Source organism: Levilactobacillus koreensis JCM 16448, assembly GCF_001435525.1.
GTDB classification, from domain to species: domain Bacteria; phylum Bacillota; class Bacilli; order Lactobacillales; family Lactobacillaceae; genus Levilactobacillus; species Levilactobacillus koreensis.
In genome coordinates this window covers 2,421-17,630 of the sequence record NZ_AZDP01000097.1, presented here as the reverse complement: position 1 = coordinate 17,630, position 15,210 = coordinate 2,421, and the positions used below count along the sequence as shown (strand labels likewise).

Below are 15,210 nucleotides of genomic sequence, written 5' to 3'. Positions count from 1 at the left end.
GATTCGGACCTACCTATTTTGGTAAGAAATCTTGTTAATGAATAATCCGGGCATAAGTATCTTTATTTTCCAGCCTATCTTATACAACGTTGCTACTCAGCAGTCAGAACAAATGGGAGCCACACGATGTAACAGTATGTTTCTTTAATCAGTCTGACGATGACCCCCACTGACCGCTCAGTTCGGAAAATCCATCATCAGACTATCTAATATTTAAATCAACAAAAAAGACAAGTCCACTCTCTCAGCGTACTTGCCTTCCCTATACAACCTTATTTCAAATATTTATCCGTGTACTTCGTCAGTGACATGTCCTTCTTGTTGGCCTGTTGAATGGCAACCCGGACGTCTTGATCACTCATGGCGTCGGCTTGGCCACCAGCGGCATTGATCGTCTTACGTGCGTTATTGATCTGTGCTACCGTAATCGTTTTACCGTTCAGTTCCTGTTGGCTCTGCGTGACGGTATATTCGTTGCTTCCAGAGTACGCGTTCGCCGCGGACTGTTCGGAAGACGTCAATGACGCGCTCGAACTCCCGCTGGTTGCGTTGCTGCTGGAGTCATCGCTACTGCTACTGGTCGACGAGTCACTGTTGCTGGCTTCCGTCACCGAGCTAGATTGGCCAGCATTATTGGACTTCCGCAGCTGCAATGCTTGATCATACAAGCCCTTGTAGTAGACTTCGCGGAACTTCGCGTTCGTAAAGAGTTCGTCCAGCGTCGTGTTGGATTGCCCGTAGTTCAGCGCCTTGTTTTGTCCCTGCGCCTTCGTCAGAATCTTCTTGAACTGCTTGTAGTTGGCCCGAATTAACTTGACCTTCTTCACTTGCTTCGTTGCCCGCGTGACTAACACGCTAGACCCACCAGTCGTGTCCTTGACGGCTTGGTAGTGCTTTTGAGCAACCGTAAAGTGCCGCGCATCCAGTGCATTTTCACCGGCAACGTAGCGCTGTGTCTGCGTCAAGTACGTCTGCGCCGTTTTATCGTTCAGTCGGCGTTTTAGCGCATTCTGAAAATAACTTTCGGCTTGTGTGTAATGTTTACTTTCAATGGCAGTACGCCCGTTGGCCATTGCCGCTTGGTACTCTTTGGTTGTCGCGTGGTGATTTGAATACGCGTAACCACCAATCAGCAGTGCCACAACGATTGTTGCCACGACCCATACCCATTTTTTCAAAGTGAAAGACCCCCACTGGTATATTGTAGCTACATTATACCATGCCTCCCCACCGAATCGGCGATTTTAGCCACAGGGAATCACTCTAAGAAAAGGTTAAGCGTTTACATCGAAACCTCTCCTTACACTATCTCCCCTATGAGGCGTATAATGGCTGAGTATAATTCGTTTTCTTTGTGTCCAAAATTTAACAAGAAAACCGGAAAGGACTCCTGACATGCTTGAAAAAACATTTTACAAAACGTTCCTGAGCCACACCTTCAACATCCCCGTCCGCATTAACTACTGGGACGGTAGCAGCGATGTTTATGGGACTGGCACTCCCGAGATTACCATCACCATTCACGAGGCCATTCCGGTCAAGGAAATCTCCCGCAACGCGTCTATTGCGCTGGGAGAAGCCATTATGGATGGCAAAATCGAAATCGATGGCAGTATTGAAGACCTACTGACGGCCGCTTACGAAAACGCCGACAGTTTCTTCCACAACAAGAAGTTCATCAACTTCCTGCCGAAGCAAAAGCACACGGAAAAGGAAAGCAAGACCGATGTGCAAAACCACTACGATATTGGGAATAACTTCTACAATCTGTGGTTGGACGACACCATGACTTACTCCTGTGCCTACTTTGAAACGCCCGAAGATGACCTTTACACGGCACAAATGAACAAGGTTCACCATATCATTAAGAAGCTTGATCCCCAACCTGGGAAGACCCTCTTAGATATTGGCTGTGGCTGGGGAACATTGATGCTGACGGCGGCGAAGGAATATGACCTGCACGTGACCGGGATCACGTTAAGTCAGGAACAATATGACTACGTGAACCAAAAGATCAAGGATGAAGGTCTCGAAGACGTTGCCGAAGTGCGCTTAGAAGACTACCGTGAACTGGGCAACGAACAATGGGATTACATCACGTCCGTTGGGATGTTCGAACACGTTGGCCAAGAAAACTTAGGCCAATACTTCGGCTGCGTTCAAAAGTACCTGATGAACGATGGCGTCGCTTTGATTCACGGAATCACCCGGCAACAGGGTGGGGCCAACAACGGCTGGCTCAACAAGTGGATCTTCCCCGGTGGCTACGTACCCGGCTTGATTGAAAACACCACGCACATCATCGAAAGTGGTCTGCAGATCGACGACATGGAACCACTGCGTCGTCACTACCAGAAGACCGTTGAAATTTGGGACAAGAATTTCAACGAACACCGCGATGAAGTGGCCAAGATGTTCGATGACCGGTTCGTCCGCATGTGGGATCTTTATTTACAAGCTTGCGCAGCGTCCTTCAAATCTGGTAATATTGACGTGATTCAGTATTTGATTTCTAAGGGCCCTTCAGCCCGGATGTTGCCAATGACCCGTGACTACATGTACACGGATAGTCATGCTGAGGTAACCAACTAATTCAAATGAGGTCGAGCGACCGCGGATTGCTCGACGGAAAAGGCGCCAACTGACGGATTGATCACCGTTGGTTGGTGCCTTTTTTTGCGGCGGATAAAAATTGGTTGGAACTGGCCGCGCTCCGGCTCAGACTGAACTTTTCCATATCGTAACGTTAGCTCCCAAAAGCAGCCAAAGTCCCAGCATACCTATATCAGAATGGGTATAAAAATATAAATTTTTCGTTCCCCTTCTATTGGTAAAACAGTCATGTTACATTTATACCTGTCAAATACAATCAATGCCAAATACAGTGTAAGGGGATAATTAATATTATGGGGATTAAAAAGATAGTTATGCTGGCAACGTTACTGACAGCCATTTCAGGTGGAGAAATTTCTGCTATGGCGAAGACTAGGCAAATCAGCAAATTTACGCATGTGAAGGTTTCTAAACACACCGTTTCGGGGAAAACGACTAAATATGCTCACGTCAAGCTGATTCACCTGAAGCATGGTGAGAAAGTTGCAGCCAAAGCTGATAAGCACGGAAAGTTTGTGATTAAGGTTAAACAGAACAATCTGACAAAACTGAAATTCAAGCTTAAAGCTACAAAGCATGGATTTAAGGGACGGACTTATTCGCATGTTGTTAAAACGACGAAACCAATTAAACAGGCTGCTGAGAACGGAACAATTACTGAAAAAAATACTTTGAAACCTGAAAGTGTAGTTGCACCACAAACAGTAGCCGGAAATAATACCATTTCAAATAGTATTATTTCCAGCAATGTCACACCATCTAGTCCCGTTTTGCCGACAACTCCTTCCAAATCTAAGGAACAGCTCATTAGAGAAAAGAAGTCACAGTTGGAAATCGCTAAAAATGCTTACGCTAAGATGGCTATTGCACTTGACCCAACACTTTCAGGCTTACCCGTTGGCGAGTATGATGACGAATTTATCTTTGGCTATCAGGCCAATGTTGAGCGTGCAAGGCTTGAACTATATCGAAAAATTTCTAATGGAAACAAAGAAGAAATAGCTATTGCTCAAAAGAACCTAGACTTGGCCAAAAGTAAATACGAACAATATTTACCCACCTATATTGCTACAAATAAGAAGTTCCGCACGATGCGAGAAAAAATCCGGCCACTTGGCGAACAAGTTGAAAAGCTAGCAAAAGAATTACAAGCACTTCAACCCGATGCACCATATGAAAGCACAGACTACGACTTCTAGGTTCACAAAAGGAGAGCATTGCCATCATCCGGCCATGCTCTCCTTTACTACTTTAGTCCAAATCCAATTCCTTCAAAGTATCCCGCCAAGACATATTTGCCATTGGCCGTTTTACTACGCGTTCAGTTGGCCGGCTTTCCAAGCTAGCCGCGACGACCTGCTTGATGTAATCCTCATCATTGATGTGGTGCAGGCGCGTATAACTTTCTAATCGTCGTTCCGTTGCCTTATCCAAACGAATCGAAATTGTTTCTGCCATACTACATGGTGCCTCTTTTCTGCGACCAACCATAGGCTCTTTTATAGATAAGGTCAATTAAAACGACCATAAATGGATAGTAACTAAAAAAAGGCCAAGCATCTGCCTAGTCTTTCAACTCATTATTTAATTTAATCACGCAATTACCATCGACAACAGGAACACCGCAATCAATCCGGTAACCACCGAAATCAACATTGACCGTGTTCTATAGGCGACGATAACCACCACGACGGCCGCCAACATCTCTGCGAAGTGATTTAAGATCAGCGCATAGCTCGCACTGTCGATGAAAATATCCTTAACGATTAGCGCCGTAAACAGCGATACCGGCACAAACTTCATCCATTCGTTGAACCATTCGGGAATTGCCCGTTTGGTGAATAACATTAGGGGTAGAAAGCGCGGCACAAAGGCAACGCAAAAGCCCAAAATAATCAACCAAAAGTGTTGCGTACTGTTCCACGTATTAACTGCACTCATATAGCGTCTCCCGTATCCTATTCGTCCGTATTCTCAACTACTGACTTCTTGGCGCCCGGCCCCCGTAGTTTCCACAGCCAATGACTGTCGGGTAAATGCTTCCGTAACGTTGTTTCTAAGAAGAAGCCGATCAGCGACGCAATAATCGTCGAAATCACCAATCCCAGCGTGCTCTTGGTCAGCATCATACATACCGCCGCCAACACACCCGAAATCAAGCAGATCACAACCGTCAAACGGTTCTTGATCTGCATCACGATCATGTACAAGAAGAGCGCCGTCAAGGCAAAGTTTACAATGCCCAAGTCAATCTTCAACGTACTCCCAATCAAACTCCCAATAACGTTGCTGGCAGCCCAAAACAGTAAGGAATAGTGTTCCACCATCAAGGCTTCCTTACCCGTCCACTTTTTATCAGTCGCGAATTTTAAGTAGTTAATGGCGTAGTTTTCATCGTTTAAAGACACCGCGAAGATGAACAAAAAGTGGTTGGATTGCCCCTTTAAGTAAGGCGATAAACTCGAACTCAGTAAAGCATACCGTAATTCCAAGAAGAACAGCATCAAAACAATTGAAAGTAATGGGGAATTAATAGTCAACATCGTGGCAATTAAAAATTGTGCCCCACCGGAAAAGATCAAGATCGAAACTAATCCAGTCAGTAAGGTATTGAACCCTGCCGCGTGTAGCAAAATCCCACAAGCCAGCCCGATTGGGATGTAACTCAAATTAAGGGGCATGGCTACCCGCAGTGTAGACCGCCATAAGGGTTCATTCGGGTCCGTCACCTGCTTGGGGTTTGGCCGTCGTTTATTCAAGAATGTTTGCCTCCGTCGAATACTCTGAGATATGAATCAGGTTAACGGGTTTACCCATTAGCCATAAAACCACACGATGATATTTTAACATGTTTCAAGTCATTTTCATATAACAACTCTAATATTTATCAAGCTGTATCCCGGATTTCGCCGCGTTTGTTTCCCTTCTTGTGAAAAAATACGGGTTATTTTCACAGCCACGACTTGCCCTAGAAATGCTTCCCATAAACCTCCAAATCAGCCGTAAAGCCAGCCATATCGGCTATCGCTGGTAAATGTCCCCAGTGGGCATACCCCGCCTGCTCAAACAGGCCACGGCTCGCCCGATTATGACCAAATATTCTGGAAATAATGGTTGTCAGCCCCAATTTCGGTGCCTGTTCATCCACCCAAGCCACCGCCTGGCTCCCAATATGCTGACCCTGTGCCTCATGTGCCAAATAAAGGGCTATTTCGGCCGTATAACGGTAACCCGCCCGATCACTGTAAGGTTCTAACCCCACATAACCAACGACCTCACCGGCGCTCTCAATCGCCCATAATGGAAAGTGGTCGTCACTGAACTCCGCAAACCACTCCTGCCGCTGCGCCACCGTCTCCGGCTCCAAGTCAGCCGTGCTTCCCTTCGTGGCGATCGCCTCGTTATAAATCGCCACCAGCCGCGGGTAATCAGCGGTCGTGGCCAAACGAAATGTCACTGCCATAACGGTCCCTCTTTTCTCTTACTGCGTTCCATTATACGCAAAATTATTTTCAGCACCACGGCCAATTTTTCCAATTTAGCCGAAAAAAAAGAAGCCCGGATCTTCATCCAGACTTCCCAGTAATTCTTTTATGAATGAGAGTTCGACGTTGGGTCTTCAACCTCTTGGAGCTTTTGGTTGTCGTCCAACTGTGACTTGCCCATCAAATGCTTCTTCTGTAACCAAACCATCGTTGGCCACAACAGCGCTAATGCCAGAATCGTGAAGAGCGTCAGTACCCAAATGGCCTGACCAACTTCACCCGCCATCCCCGACGTAATGGCTTCACGGAATCCGAGGATCGAGTAAGTCATTGGCAGGAATGGGTGCACAACGTTGTAGAAATGGTTGGTAACTTCCATTGGGAACGTCCCACCGGAACCACCAAGTTGCAGCATCAGGAGAACCATGGCGATGAACCGTCCAGGGTTGTCCAGCAGCATTGACAGGAACATGACGATAAACATCGACGCCTCCGCGAAGAACACGGAAACCAGGATCATTTGACCTGGATTGTCGACCGTCAAGCCACCTAACATCATCAGTACTGGTTCGACAAGTCCCATTGCCAGTGCTTCAACGGCACCGATAGAAACCTTGCTGAGGAACCAGCCCGTAGCAGTCCCGTCTTCACGTGAGACTTTCCGAATTGGGAAGGCAAAGTTGAAGACCAAGGCCCCAACATAGAGGGCAACGGACAGTACGTATGGCGCTAAGGCGTGACCGTAGTTTGGCACGTAGCTGTAGTTCTCATGCTTCAGCTTGGTTGGTGCAGCAAACATGTCGGCCGTCTTGTTCGTCAATGGTTGTGCTGCGAGTTGATCAGCACCACTCTTCAAAGACTTCGCTAAGGTACCGCTCCCGTCCTTAAGCTTGTTGGCACCAGCGACCAGCTTGCCACTGTTGGCATCCAGCTTAGCGGACCCAGCAGCCAGTTGGTTAACCCCACTGGTCAAGGTTGGCACGCTGTCGTTCAACGTGGTCAAGCCAGAGCTCAATTGGCTTGCACCTTGGTTTAACTTGTTCGAGTTGCTCGTCAACTTGTTGCCGGCAGCAGTCAGCTTTGGCGTGTTGGCGTTAAGCTTGTTAACCCCAGCCGCAGCGGTTTGTAGCCCAGCATTCAATGTAGTGGTCCCACTAGCTAATTGACTAGCACCACCTTGTAAAGTTGCCCCGTTCTTGGCTAACTTCTTGGTACCATTAGTCAATTGCAGAACCCCACCTGTCAAAGCAGGCACGCTCTTATTAAGAGTCGATAATCCAGTTGTCAACTCTTGTGATCCACCCAGTGCAGTCGATACACCATCAGTGTATTGACCAATACCAGATTTCAATGAGTTAGCACCATCGGCTAATTTTTGTAAATCAGCTGATGAACTGCCTAATTGGGCAATCGCTGAACTACTATTTTGTAAAGTCGTCAAAGCTGCTGATAACTGTCCTAAATCAGCACTTGATAAACCAGAGTATGGTAATGCAGCCGCTAAGCTTTGAAGTGCAGCAGTATGCGTATTGAGACTCGTTGCAGCTGTCTGCATAGCCTGCAATCCGCTATTCAACGCCTGAAGCTCCGTTAACAGATTTGTCGTATCGGCAACCAATTTTGCCGTTGCAGTTGCAGCATCTGTACCACCCGCAGCCTTAGCTTCAGTTGTATTGGTTGTTGAACTGCTTGACTTAATTGCTTCTGCTTTGCTTACAGTAGTTTGTGTATCCTGAGCAACAGTCCCAGCGAGTCTGCTGACAGCGCTACTGTCATTAGCTGCAGCCGCTGAGCTCAAAGCAGCTGCATTCTTACTTGCCTCAGCTGCGGCATCTTGAGTAGCATCAACACCTTCAGTGCTAGTACTTGTATTCGTCGTACTTGTGGCATTTGCTTGTTGACCGGCGACGTCTTGGAGGCCTTTCATAGCTTGTAAATCAGCAGCAACCTGTCCAGCAGTATTAGTTAATCCTGCCTGACCACTAACTAAACCAGTTTGTGCAGTCTTCAAACTAGCAATGTCCGTAGCAATTGCTTGTACATTTGAAGAATCCAATGCACCACTATTAGATAATGATGTCAAGAGATTCTGAACCGCAGAAATCTTAGCGGTGTCACTAGTCATGCTTTCAAGCGTCTTTAAACCAGGAGCCAAGCTAGTCAACATGTTCTGAATCTCAGTGACCCCACCTGAAACTTGGCTAGCTCCTGACTTCAATGCAGTCGAATTGCCATCAAGTTTCTTCAAACCAGCAGTTAAAGCTGTACTCCCAGTGGATAGCTTAGTAACACCACTAGCAAGTGGGCCAACTTTACTACTCAAAGTTTGCATACCAGAATTTAACGTGTAAACCCCATCAACGTACTTATAAACACCAGAGTTCAGCGTATTCGCTCCACTAGCCAGCTTACTTGCACCAGCGGTTAATTGTGGCATCCCAGCGCTCAGCTGACCAACACCAGAAGTAAACTGGTTGACCCCTGCCGCGTACTGGCCAACCCCTGCCGTGTAGGTGTTTAACCCACTCTGCAGTGTCTTAGAGCCAGTCGACAACTTTTGAATACCAGTTGCCAAAGGCGTCACGGAGGTCTTCATTTGTTGCAGACCACCGTTCAGCGTCTTGACCCCAGTCGTGTAGGTGTTCAGACCGTCAGTCAACGTGACCGTCCCGTCTTTCAACTGGTTCGAGCCCTTGGCCGCCTTGTTCATCCCTTTGCCGACCGCGTAGATCTGCTTAAAGGTTGCTTGGGCGTAGGCCTTCGTCACCTTAGCGCGGATTTCGCTGTTCAGCTTGTCTGACCCAACATCACTCATAACCTTCGCGATGTAGTTTGCGGACGCGTTGGTTTTATAAGTGAAGGTCATTTTCTTGGGGTGCTCGTCCAAGGCCGTCGCTGCGTTGGCCGAGAAGTTCTTTGGAATCGTGATGACCGTGTAGTACTTGTGGTCCTTCAATCCCTGCGCTGCCGTTTTGGCAGAAACGAACCGCCAACCCAATTGCTTATTTTTCTTCAAATTGGTGATGGTCTGGTCCCCAACATTTAACTTTTGCCCTTGGTAGGTCACAGGTTTATCCTGATTGACCACCGCAACGGGTAACTTTCCGGTCTCGCCATATGGATCCCAGACTGACTTCAGAAAGAAGATACTGTAGAGAAATGGAATAAACATAATGGCCAAAACGGAGATTAAAATCAACCGATTGTGCCGAATGTATTTCCATTCACCTTTTACCATGTTCACGAATGCCAACTCCCTTTATCCTCAAAATATCCTTAAAAATGCATGTCTTAGGCTAATATTAAAAGTATCTTCGCACATTAATACTTGACTTGTCAAAACAATAACACGCCATAGACAATCTTTAGAAAGCGTCACCAGCCTTGTCCCACATGCATTTGGACCTCTTCGAAATTTATTTTTAAATTTTATTGCGGCTCAAGTTCAGCTCATGTTCCGATGATATGTCCTAGTATACTGGCGAGATCTGCGCTTGGCTTTGATTGAAATCAAGTTGGGGCATCACTTTCTACTATTATAATTGCCTAACAAAAAAGCCGCTGCCCATTATCGGTCAGCGACTACTAAATTCAATTTAGAATAACGAAACGATTGCCCGCCACATACGAACAAAGATGTTGGCCTTTTCAACGGCCTTAGTCACCTTAACGGGTACCTTGGTCGTCTTGGTGTTACCCAAGAAGCCCAGTTGGTCGCCCTTCAATGAGATGTTGGCCGTCCCAACCTCAGTGTTCTTGGCAACTGGTGCCTCCAACGCCTTGTTCTTGGTCAGCTTTGACTGCAACGTGGTCGTTGCGGAAATGTTGCTGGCGACTTGGTCATCGCGAATCCACAATTTAACGCCATCTGACAAGACGATCTTAGCCGTCTTTTCCTTAGCGTCGTTGGTCGTCACGGACTTAGCGCCCTTAACTTGGTCGCCGGCCTTGTAAGCTACCGTCTTGAAATTATTGTAGACGTAAGACATCATCTTTTGGGTCTGTTGGAAACGAGCGGCATCGGTCTCCGACTTGTGTGACGCATGGAGGACCACCGTCACAATGCGGTTGCCATCGTTATTGGCCGTCCCGGTAAAGTTGGCACCGGCTGCTTTGGACGTCCCAGTCTTCAAACCGTCAACGTGGAGCTTGGAATAAGAAGCCGTTAGCCCCTTCAACATCCAGTTCCAGTTGTCCATCTTGGTGGCGTCCTGCGTGCCCTTTTCAAACCACATCTTACTGATCTTCGTGGTCTGTAAAACCTCGGGGTACTTGCTCAACAACGCAACGGCCAACTTAGCTTGGTCGGCCGCGGACCATTCGTTCTCGGCAGAGCCCTTAACGTTGCTGTAGCCAAGATTGCCGACCTGCTTGTTGGTCAACCCACAAGCGTTGTAAATCTTAACGTCGGTCATGCCTAACTTCTTCGCTTGGGCCTTCATCCGGTCAACGAAGGCGTGGGGGGTGCCCGCTACCGCAACTCCCAGGGCTTCAATGGCCCCGTTAGCTGAGTAGATGAGCGAGGCTTGGTACAGGGACTTGACCGTGTACTTATGGCCCTCCCGCAATGGTACGTTGGACAAGTTTGTGTCCTTTGCCACTTTAGCAATGTCCTTGTTAATGGTGATCTTTTGGTCCCATTTCAGCTTGCCACTGTGCACCGCATCCAACACGATGTAGATGGATAACAGCTTCGTCATGGAAGCGACTGGTAACGCTTGGTCACTGTTCTTACTGTATAGAATCTGGCCGGTCTGGGCATCAACGGCGATTCCCGCCTTAGCCTTCAGGTTGACCGTGGTGCTGGTACTCTTGGTGCTGGCCGCATGCGCCGTCATCGTTGGCGTCACAGCCGTACTCAGGCCACCGGCAAACAGCGTTACCGCCGTCACCAGGCCCATCGCAATCCGCTTTAAACGTTTCATTCTTCAAAACTCCTCTATCTTATGTAGCACTGATAACCCAGTGCTTGTTACAAAATTAAATTGATGTTGCTGGTCGCACTACGGCTTAGACTGTCTTTTGAGCGCCGGTCCCACTGACGTTAGAAACGGTCCCGTGTACCATAAATATCCCGCGACCGGGTTCTCACTATTCCGATTCAAACCATCGACTAGTACGTGTTCCCTAATCCAAACTCCCTGGTGCCTTCAACCGTTGGGGAATCTGCAGTGGGGCATCGTGCTTGACCGGTAAATGAATCACGAAGCTGGTCAGCGCATCATCGGACTCAACGTAGATGTACCCGCCGTGCAGGGCCACAATGCTCTGGGCAATGGCCAGGCCTAACCCGGTCCCGCCAGTTTCCTTGGAACGGGACTCCTCGACCCGGTAGAACCGTTCGAAGATCATCGACAACGACTCCTTGGGAATCTTCGGACCGTCGTTAGTGACGCGTACCTCTAATTCGGCATCGCTGACGCGTTTGGCAATTAAATTAATATGCTTACCGCCATCCCCATACTTCAATGCATTAGAGACCAAGTTGTTAAATACTCGGACTAATTTTTCCGGGTCAGCCTCCATCATCAACGTCTCAGGCGTGCTGGTGGCACCAATCGCCATCCCCTTCTTCTGGCCTTCCAGTTCGAAGCTGGCCGCCAATTGTTCTAGCATCGCTGCCAAATCAATGTTGGTCAGGCTCAACGGCGTATCTGTTTGCCGAACCTTCGTGTATTCGAAGAGGTCATCAACTAATGACTTCATCTGTTTTGATTTCAGAAAGGCCGTGTGGGTGTATTTTAACAGGTCATCTGTCGAGTGATACTGCTGGTCTTCAATCAATCCCAAATAGCCAATGATCGACGTCAATGGCGTACGGATATCGTGACTGACGTTGGTGATCAGTTCGTCTTTCGACTTCTCGATTGCCCGCTCCTCATCCATCGAATGAATGACGGAATCGACCAACGCGTTGACCGAATCGACCACGCGTTGCACGTCGCCACTGACCCGAAACGGAATTCGGTGATCAAAGTGACCGTTGGCAATGTAATGTAGCTCTTCAATGATATGGTGCAGCTGCATTTGCCGGTAACGCCGAATCAGCCGCCACCAAACGACCAACGCATCGCCAATCACCATCAGACCAATGAAGAGGTTTTCCCAACTCCACAGTTGAAAATGGTTGGGGCCAAAGACAACGGACCGTTTGATAATGAAAATCCCATCACGCAATCCGGGGTTGCTTTCGATGGCCTGAACGATCAGGACCAGCAACGCCAGATTTAACATGAACAGTAGGATGACGGTCACGACGCCTTCCATGAACAGCGCGCTCTTCTCACGCGTGGTTAACTTCATATTGCGGCCCCCCAGCAACGGCTAAACTTGTGACATTGATTAGTGCGATTCAATCTTGTACCCCACACCCCAAACGGTTTGGATCACCTTTTCACCGTTTGTGGCGTCTTCAATCTTATCCCGTAAATGACTCACGTGGACCATGACGGTTTTGGCGGAAACGATACTCTCCTGCCGCCAAACGCGTTCGAAAATTTCGTCGGCCGAAAAGACCCGGTTGGGGTGACTCGCCAACAAGTAGAGAATCCCGAACTCAAGCGCCGTCAATGAAATCGTCTTGCCGGCGATCGTCTTGACCTCGTGAGAATCCTTGTTGATGGTCAGCGTTCCGATGTCCAAAATATCTGGGCTGTCATCGGTCACTTGGTCTTGACTCCGCCGCAACAATGACTTAACCCGCGCCATGACCTCTAAGGGGTTGAATGGCTTAGTCACATAATCATCGGCACCGGTGATTAGGCCCTGAATCTTATCCATGTCGCCAGTCTTGGCCGACAGAATCAAAATTGGAATCTGTGAATCTTTTCGAACTTCCTTCACAACTTCGATCCCGCTCATTTCGGGCATCATGATGTCCAAAATCATTAGGGCAATATCGGGCGTGGTGTGTAATTTGGTCAGCGCTTCCTTACCGTTATAGGCGGTTAAGGGTTCGTAGCCTTCATTTTTAATGTAGATTTCAAGTAATTGAGCAATTTCTTTATCATCATCGACAACTAAAATTTTCATATTGTGCTAATCTCCTTTGCCAGCTAGGCAATTCCACTAGCCGTCTTCCCCGTGGGTTTAAGTCCATTTTAACAAATAACCCTGGCGGTGCGGCCGGAAAACCCGAACCTTTAGTCGGGCGTAAGGCACTTTACCATTCCTTAATCTTACACTATTTATCCCCGTCTAGCCAACCTCAAGTTTAACGGTGACTTAACGGGGCAAACTGTGTTTACCAGCGCCTTACCGGGCGGAAAAAATAGGCTGGAACGCTGTGAACGCGATTTTGAGCCCAAAAGTCAGGTCTCAAAACTCGGTCCTGCCTAAGCGAAGAAAATCACTTCACTAAGGCAGTGCCACGGCTGAGCCTATTTTTTTCGCCCTCTCGGCTGACACGGAGTTGGCGTGAACTCTCCCTAGCCTTCATGTTAATGTCCTATCGTCCGCCAAGCTCTTTCATCACCTGTTCCATTGAAATCGTCTGTTGGTTGCCTTCCCAATACTTCTTAGAAGCTGCTTCACCAATCAACGCATCGTACATATCCTCTAGCTGCTCTATTGAGTAGTTTTCGTTTAATATAAATTAGGCAGAATTCCCTTGCTTTCAAACAAGGGATGAATGCCACTAGACCTTTCGCTGATTAGCAATGTAGTCTTCTACAATCGTCTTGCTCATATCACCCAGGGTACTCATGAAGTAACTAGGTGACCAAAGATGTCCGCCCCAGAACTCTTGAGCTTTTATCTCGGGATGTAATTCAAAGAATAGGCGAGCTGAACCACCCTTAAAGGCTTTGACGACATTAGTCGGGGCATACTTGGGCTTAAAACTAAGCAGTAAATGGACGTGGTCAGGCATGACTTTCATCTGTTCAATGGTCACTTCATTCAGTCGGGCTATTTTCGTTAGAATATCGGTCATCTCAGCGACCAACTTTGGTGTTGTAAATGCCTCGTGTCGGTATTTAGTGACCCAGACCAAGTGAAAATGAAAGTTGTAAACGTAGCCTCGTTCGTGAATTGCTCCTTCAATTTTTCTCATACGATTCCTCCATAAATATTATTATAATGCGTTTTATTATGAATGTAGTGTACTCATATGGTATGCTACTGTCAAGCAAGGGGAGGTGACGGTTTATGGTGAAAACAATGGCACAATTACCTTATCATTATGGGGTTAAGGTTAGAGTCTTTCCTTCAACTGAACAGAAACGGCTAATCAAGCGTAACAGTGATGCTAGTCGGTTTATTTACAATCAGATGAACGGCATGAACAATGACCTGTTCCGGTTAAAGCAGGTGAAAATTCCCATTACACTTGTCTTGAATCGAATCGCTGATTTGACTGAAAGGCTAAAGAAGCCATCAACTGCCATCTCCAATATTCATGGTTGGTTGAATCATCCGGATTTTGATAGTTTGATGAAAGCCAATGCCATCAAAAATTACAAGACCGCTTGGAAGCTGTTCCGTCAGGTTCATCAGGCGGGGACTCCCAAATTTCATAAACGTGGTTATACTCAGACTTATCAAACATCGTGTCTTTACAGTGCCAAAGTGACAGGACCAACTATGCGTAATGGTAGCGTAAGACTAAATGATAACCACTACCTACAGTTACCCAAGCTGGGGCGTCTCCGTTTCAGGGGGCTACCATCGAAGATTTTAGGACAAACCGATGCCATTAGAATTGGGACGACAACGGTCTCAATGGACGCCGTAGGACATTATTTTGTGTCCATGCAGCTTGGGTCGGAACACCCCTTCGTCTCTGAGCAATCAGTCGTTAAATCTAAAGTTGGGATTGATCTGAACCTTGAGAACTTTTTGACGGACTCAAATGGTCAGGTGATTGATAACCCCCATTACTACCGGACGATTAGAGGAAAACTAGCTAAAGCCCAACAGAAACTGTCACGGCGGGCTAGACGAGCTAAAAAGAGCCAACGACGGTTATCTGAATCAAAGAATTATCAAAAGCAACGGTTACTAGTGGCTAAATTACAACTTAAAGTTGCCAATCAACGTAAGAACTTTTTACACCACGTCTCTACGGCCTTAATCAAAAACCACGATTTAGTCGTAGCTGAAGAACTACGGA

14 protein-coding genes are annotated in these 15,210 nt (G+C 47.3%); 3 read left to right on the top strand and 11 right to left on the bottom strand.

Annotation, left to right across the window (positions count from 1 at the left end; all coding sequences use genetic code 11):
- Positions 1-272: 272 nt before the first annotated feature.
- Positions 273-1,178 carry a hypothetical protein gene (locus FC99_RS08610; RefSeq protein ID WP_048732969.1) on the bottom strand — a complete coding sequence of 302 codons (906 nt, stop codon included), beginning with the start codon at positions 1,176-1,178 and terminating at the stop codon, positions 273-275.
- Positions 1,179-1,395: 217 nt separating this feature from the next.
- On the opposite strand from FC99_RS08610, the gene FC99_RS08605 reads away from it, so the two are divergent.
- Positions 1,396-2,592 carry an SAM-dependent methyltransferase gene (locus tag FC99_RS08605; protein WP_048732970.1) on the top strand — a complete coding sequence of 399 codons (1,197 nt, stop codon included), beginning with the start codon at positions 1,396-1,398 and terminating at the stop codon, positions 2,590-2,592.
- Positions 2,593-2,906: 314 nt separating this feature from the next.
- On the top strand, positions 2,907-3,812 hold the full coding sequence (locus FC99_RS08600) for a hypothetical protein (protein WP_048732971.1): 906 nt from the start codon (positions 2,907-2,909) through the stop codon (positions 3,810-3,812).
- A 52-nt stretch (positions 3,813-3,864) separates the two neighbouring features.
- On the opposite strand, the gene FC99_RS08595 is transcribed toward FC99_RS08600, so the two are convergent.
- From FC99_RS08595 to tnpA, 10 genes are all read right to left on the bottom strand, one after another.
- Complete coding sequence (locus FC99_RS08595; protein WP_048732972.1) at positions 3,865-4,071, bottom strand: hypothetical protein; 207 nt, start codon at positions 4,069-4,071, stop codon at positions 3,865-3,867.
- 135 nt (positions 4,072-4,206) lie between these two features.
- On the bottom strand, positions 4,207-4,554 hold the full coding sequence (locus tag FC99_RS08590; protein ID WP_048732973.1) for an AzlD domain-containing protein: 348 nt from the start codon (positions 4,552-4,554) through the stop codon (positions 4,207-4,209).
- A gap of 17 nt (positions 4,555-4,571) precedes the next feature.
- Positions 4,572-5,372 carry an AzlC family ABC transporter permease gene (locus FC99_RS08585; protein WP_048732974.1) on the bottom strand — a complete coding sequence of 267 codons (801 nt, stop codon included), beginning with the start codon at positions 5,370-5,372 and terminating at the stop codon, positions 4,572-4,574.
- Positions 5,373-5,581: 209 nt separating this feature from the next.
- Positions 5,582-6,076 (bottom strand): GNAT family N-acetyltransferase, encoded by a 495-nt coding sequence (locus FC99_RS08580; protein WP_048732975.1) that lies wholly within the window; start codon positions 6,074-6,076, stop codon positions 5,582-5,584.
- A 128-nt stretch (positions 6,077-6,204) separates the two neighbouring features.
- The gene (locus tag FC99_RS08575) at positions 6,205-9,342 is read right to left on the bottom strand and encodes a YhgE/Pip family protein (RefSeq protein WP_048732976.1); all 3,138 of its coding nucleotides are present in this window, start codon (positions 9,340-9,342) and stop codon (positions 6,205-6,207) included.
- A 352-nt stretch (positions 9,343-9,694) separates the two neighbouring features.
- Positions 9,695-11,023 carry a serine hydrolase gene (locus FC99_RS08570; protein ID WP_048732977.1) on the bottom strand — a complete coding sequence of 443 codons (1,329 nt, stop codon included), beginning with the start codon at positions 11,021-11,023 and terminating at the stop codon, positions 9,695-9,697.
- A gap of 202 nt (positions 11,024-11,225) precedes the next feature.
- On the bottom strand, positions 11,226-12,401 hold the full coding sequence (locus FC99_RS08565) for a sensor histidine kinase (RefSeq protein ID WP_048732978.1): 1,176 nt from the start codon (positions 12,399-12,401) through the stop codon (positions 11,226-11,228).
- 39 nt (positions 12,402-12,440) lie between these two features.
- Positions 12,441-13,130, bottom strand: coding sequence for a response regulator transcription factor CroR (croR, locus tag FC99_RS08560; RefSeq protein ID WP_048732979.1), 690 nt, complete (start codon positions 13,128-13,130; stop codon positions 12,441-12,443).
- A gap of 415 nt (positions 13,131-13,545) precedes the next feature.
- Positions 13,546-13,668 carry a DUF6290 family protein gene (locus FC99_RS14200; protein ID WP_268872116.1) on the bottom strand — a complete coding sequence of 41 codons (123 nt, stop codon included), beginning with the start codon at positions 13,666-13,668 and terminating at the stop codon, positions 13,546-13,548.
- A gap of 66 nt (positions 13,669-13,734) precedes the next feature.
- Positions 13,735-14,151 carry an IS200/IS605 family transposase gene (gene tnpA / locus FC99_RS08555; protein ID WP_048732980.1) on the bottom strand — a complete coding sequence of 139 codons (417 nt, stop codon included), beginning with the start codon at positions 14,149-14,151 and terminating at the stop codon, positions 13,735-13,737.
- A gap of 95 nt (positions 14,152-14,246) precedes the next feature.
- On the opposite strand from tnpA, the gene FC99_RS08550 reads away from it, so the two are divergent.
- Positions 14,247-15,210 (top strand): RNA-guided endonuclease InsQ/TnpB family protein (locus FC99_RS08550; RefSeq protein ID WP_235805896.1); only part of this gene is annotated, 964 nt, incomplete at its 3' end.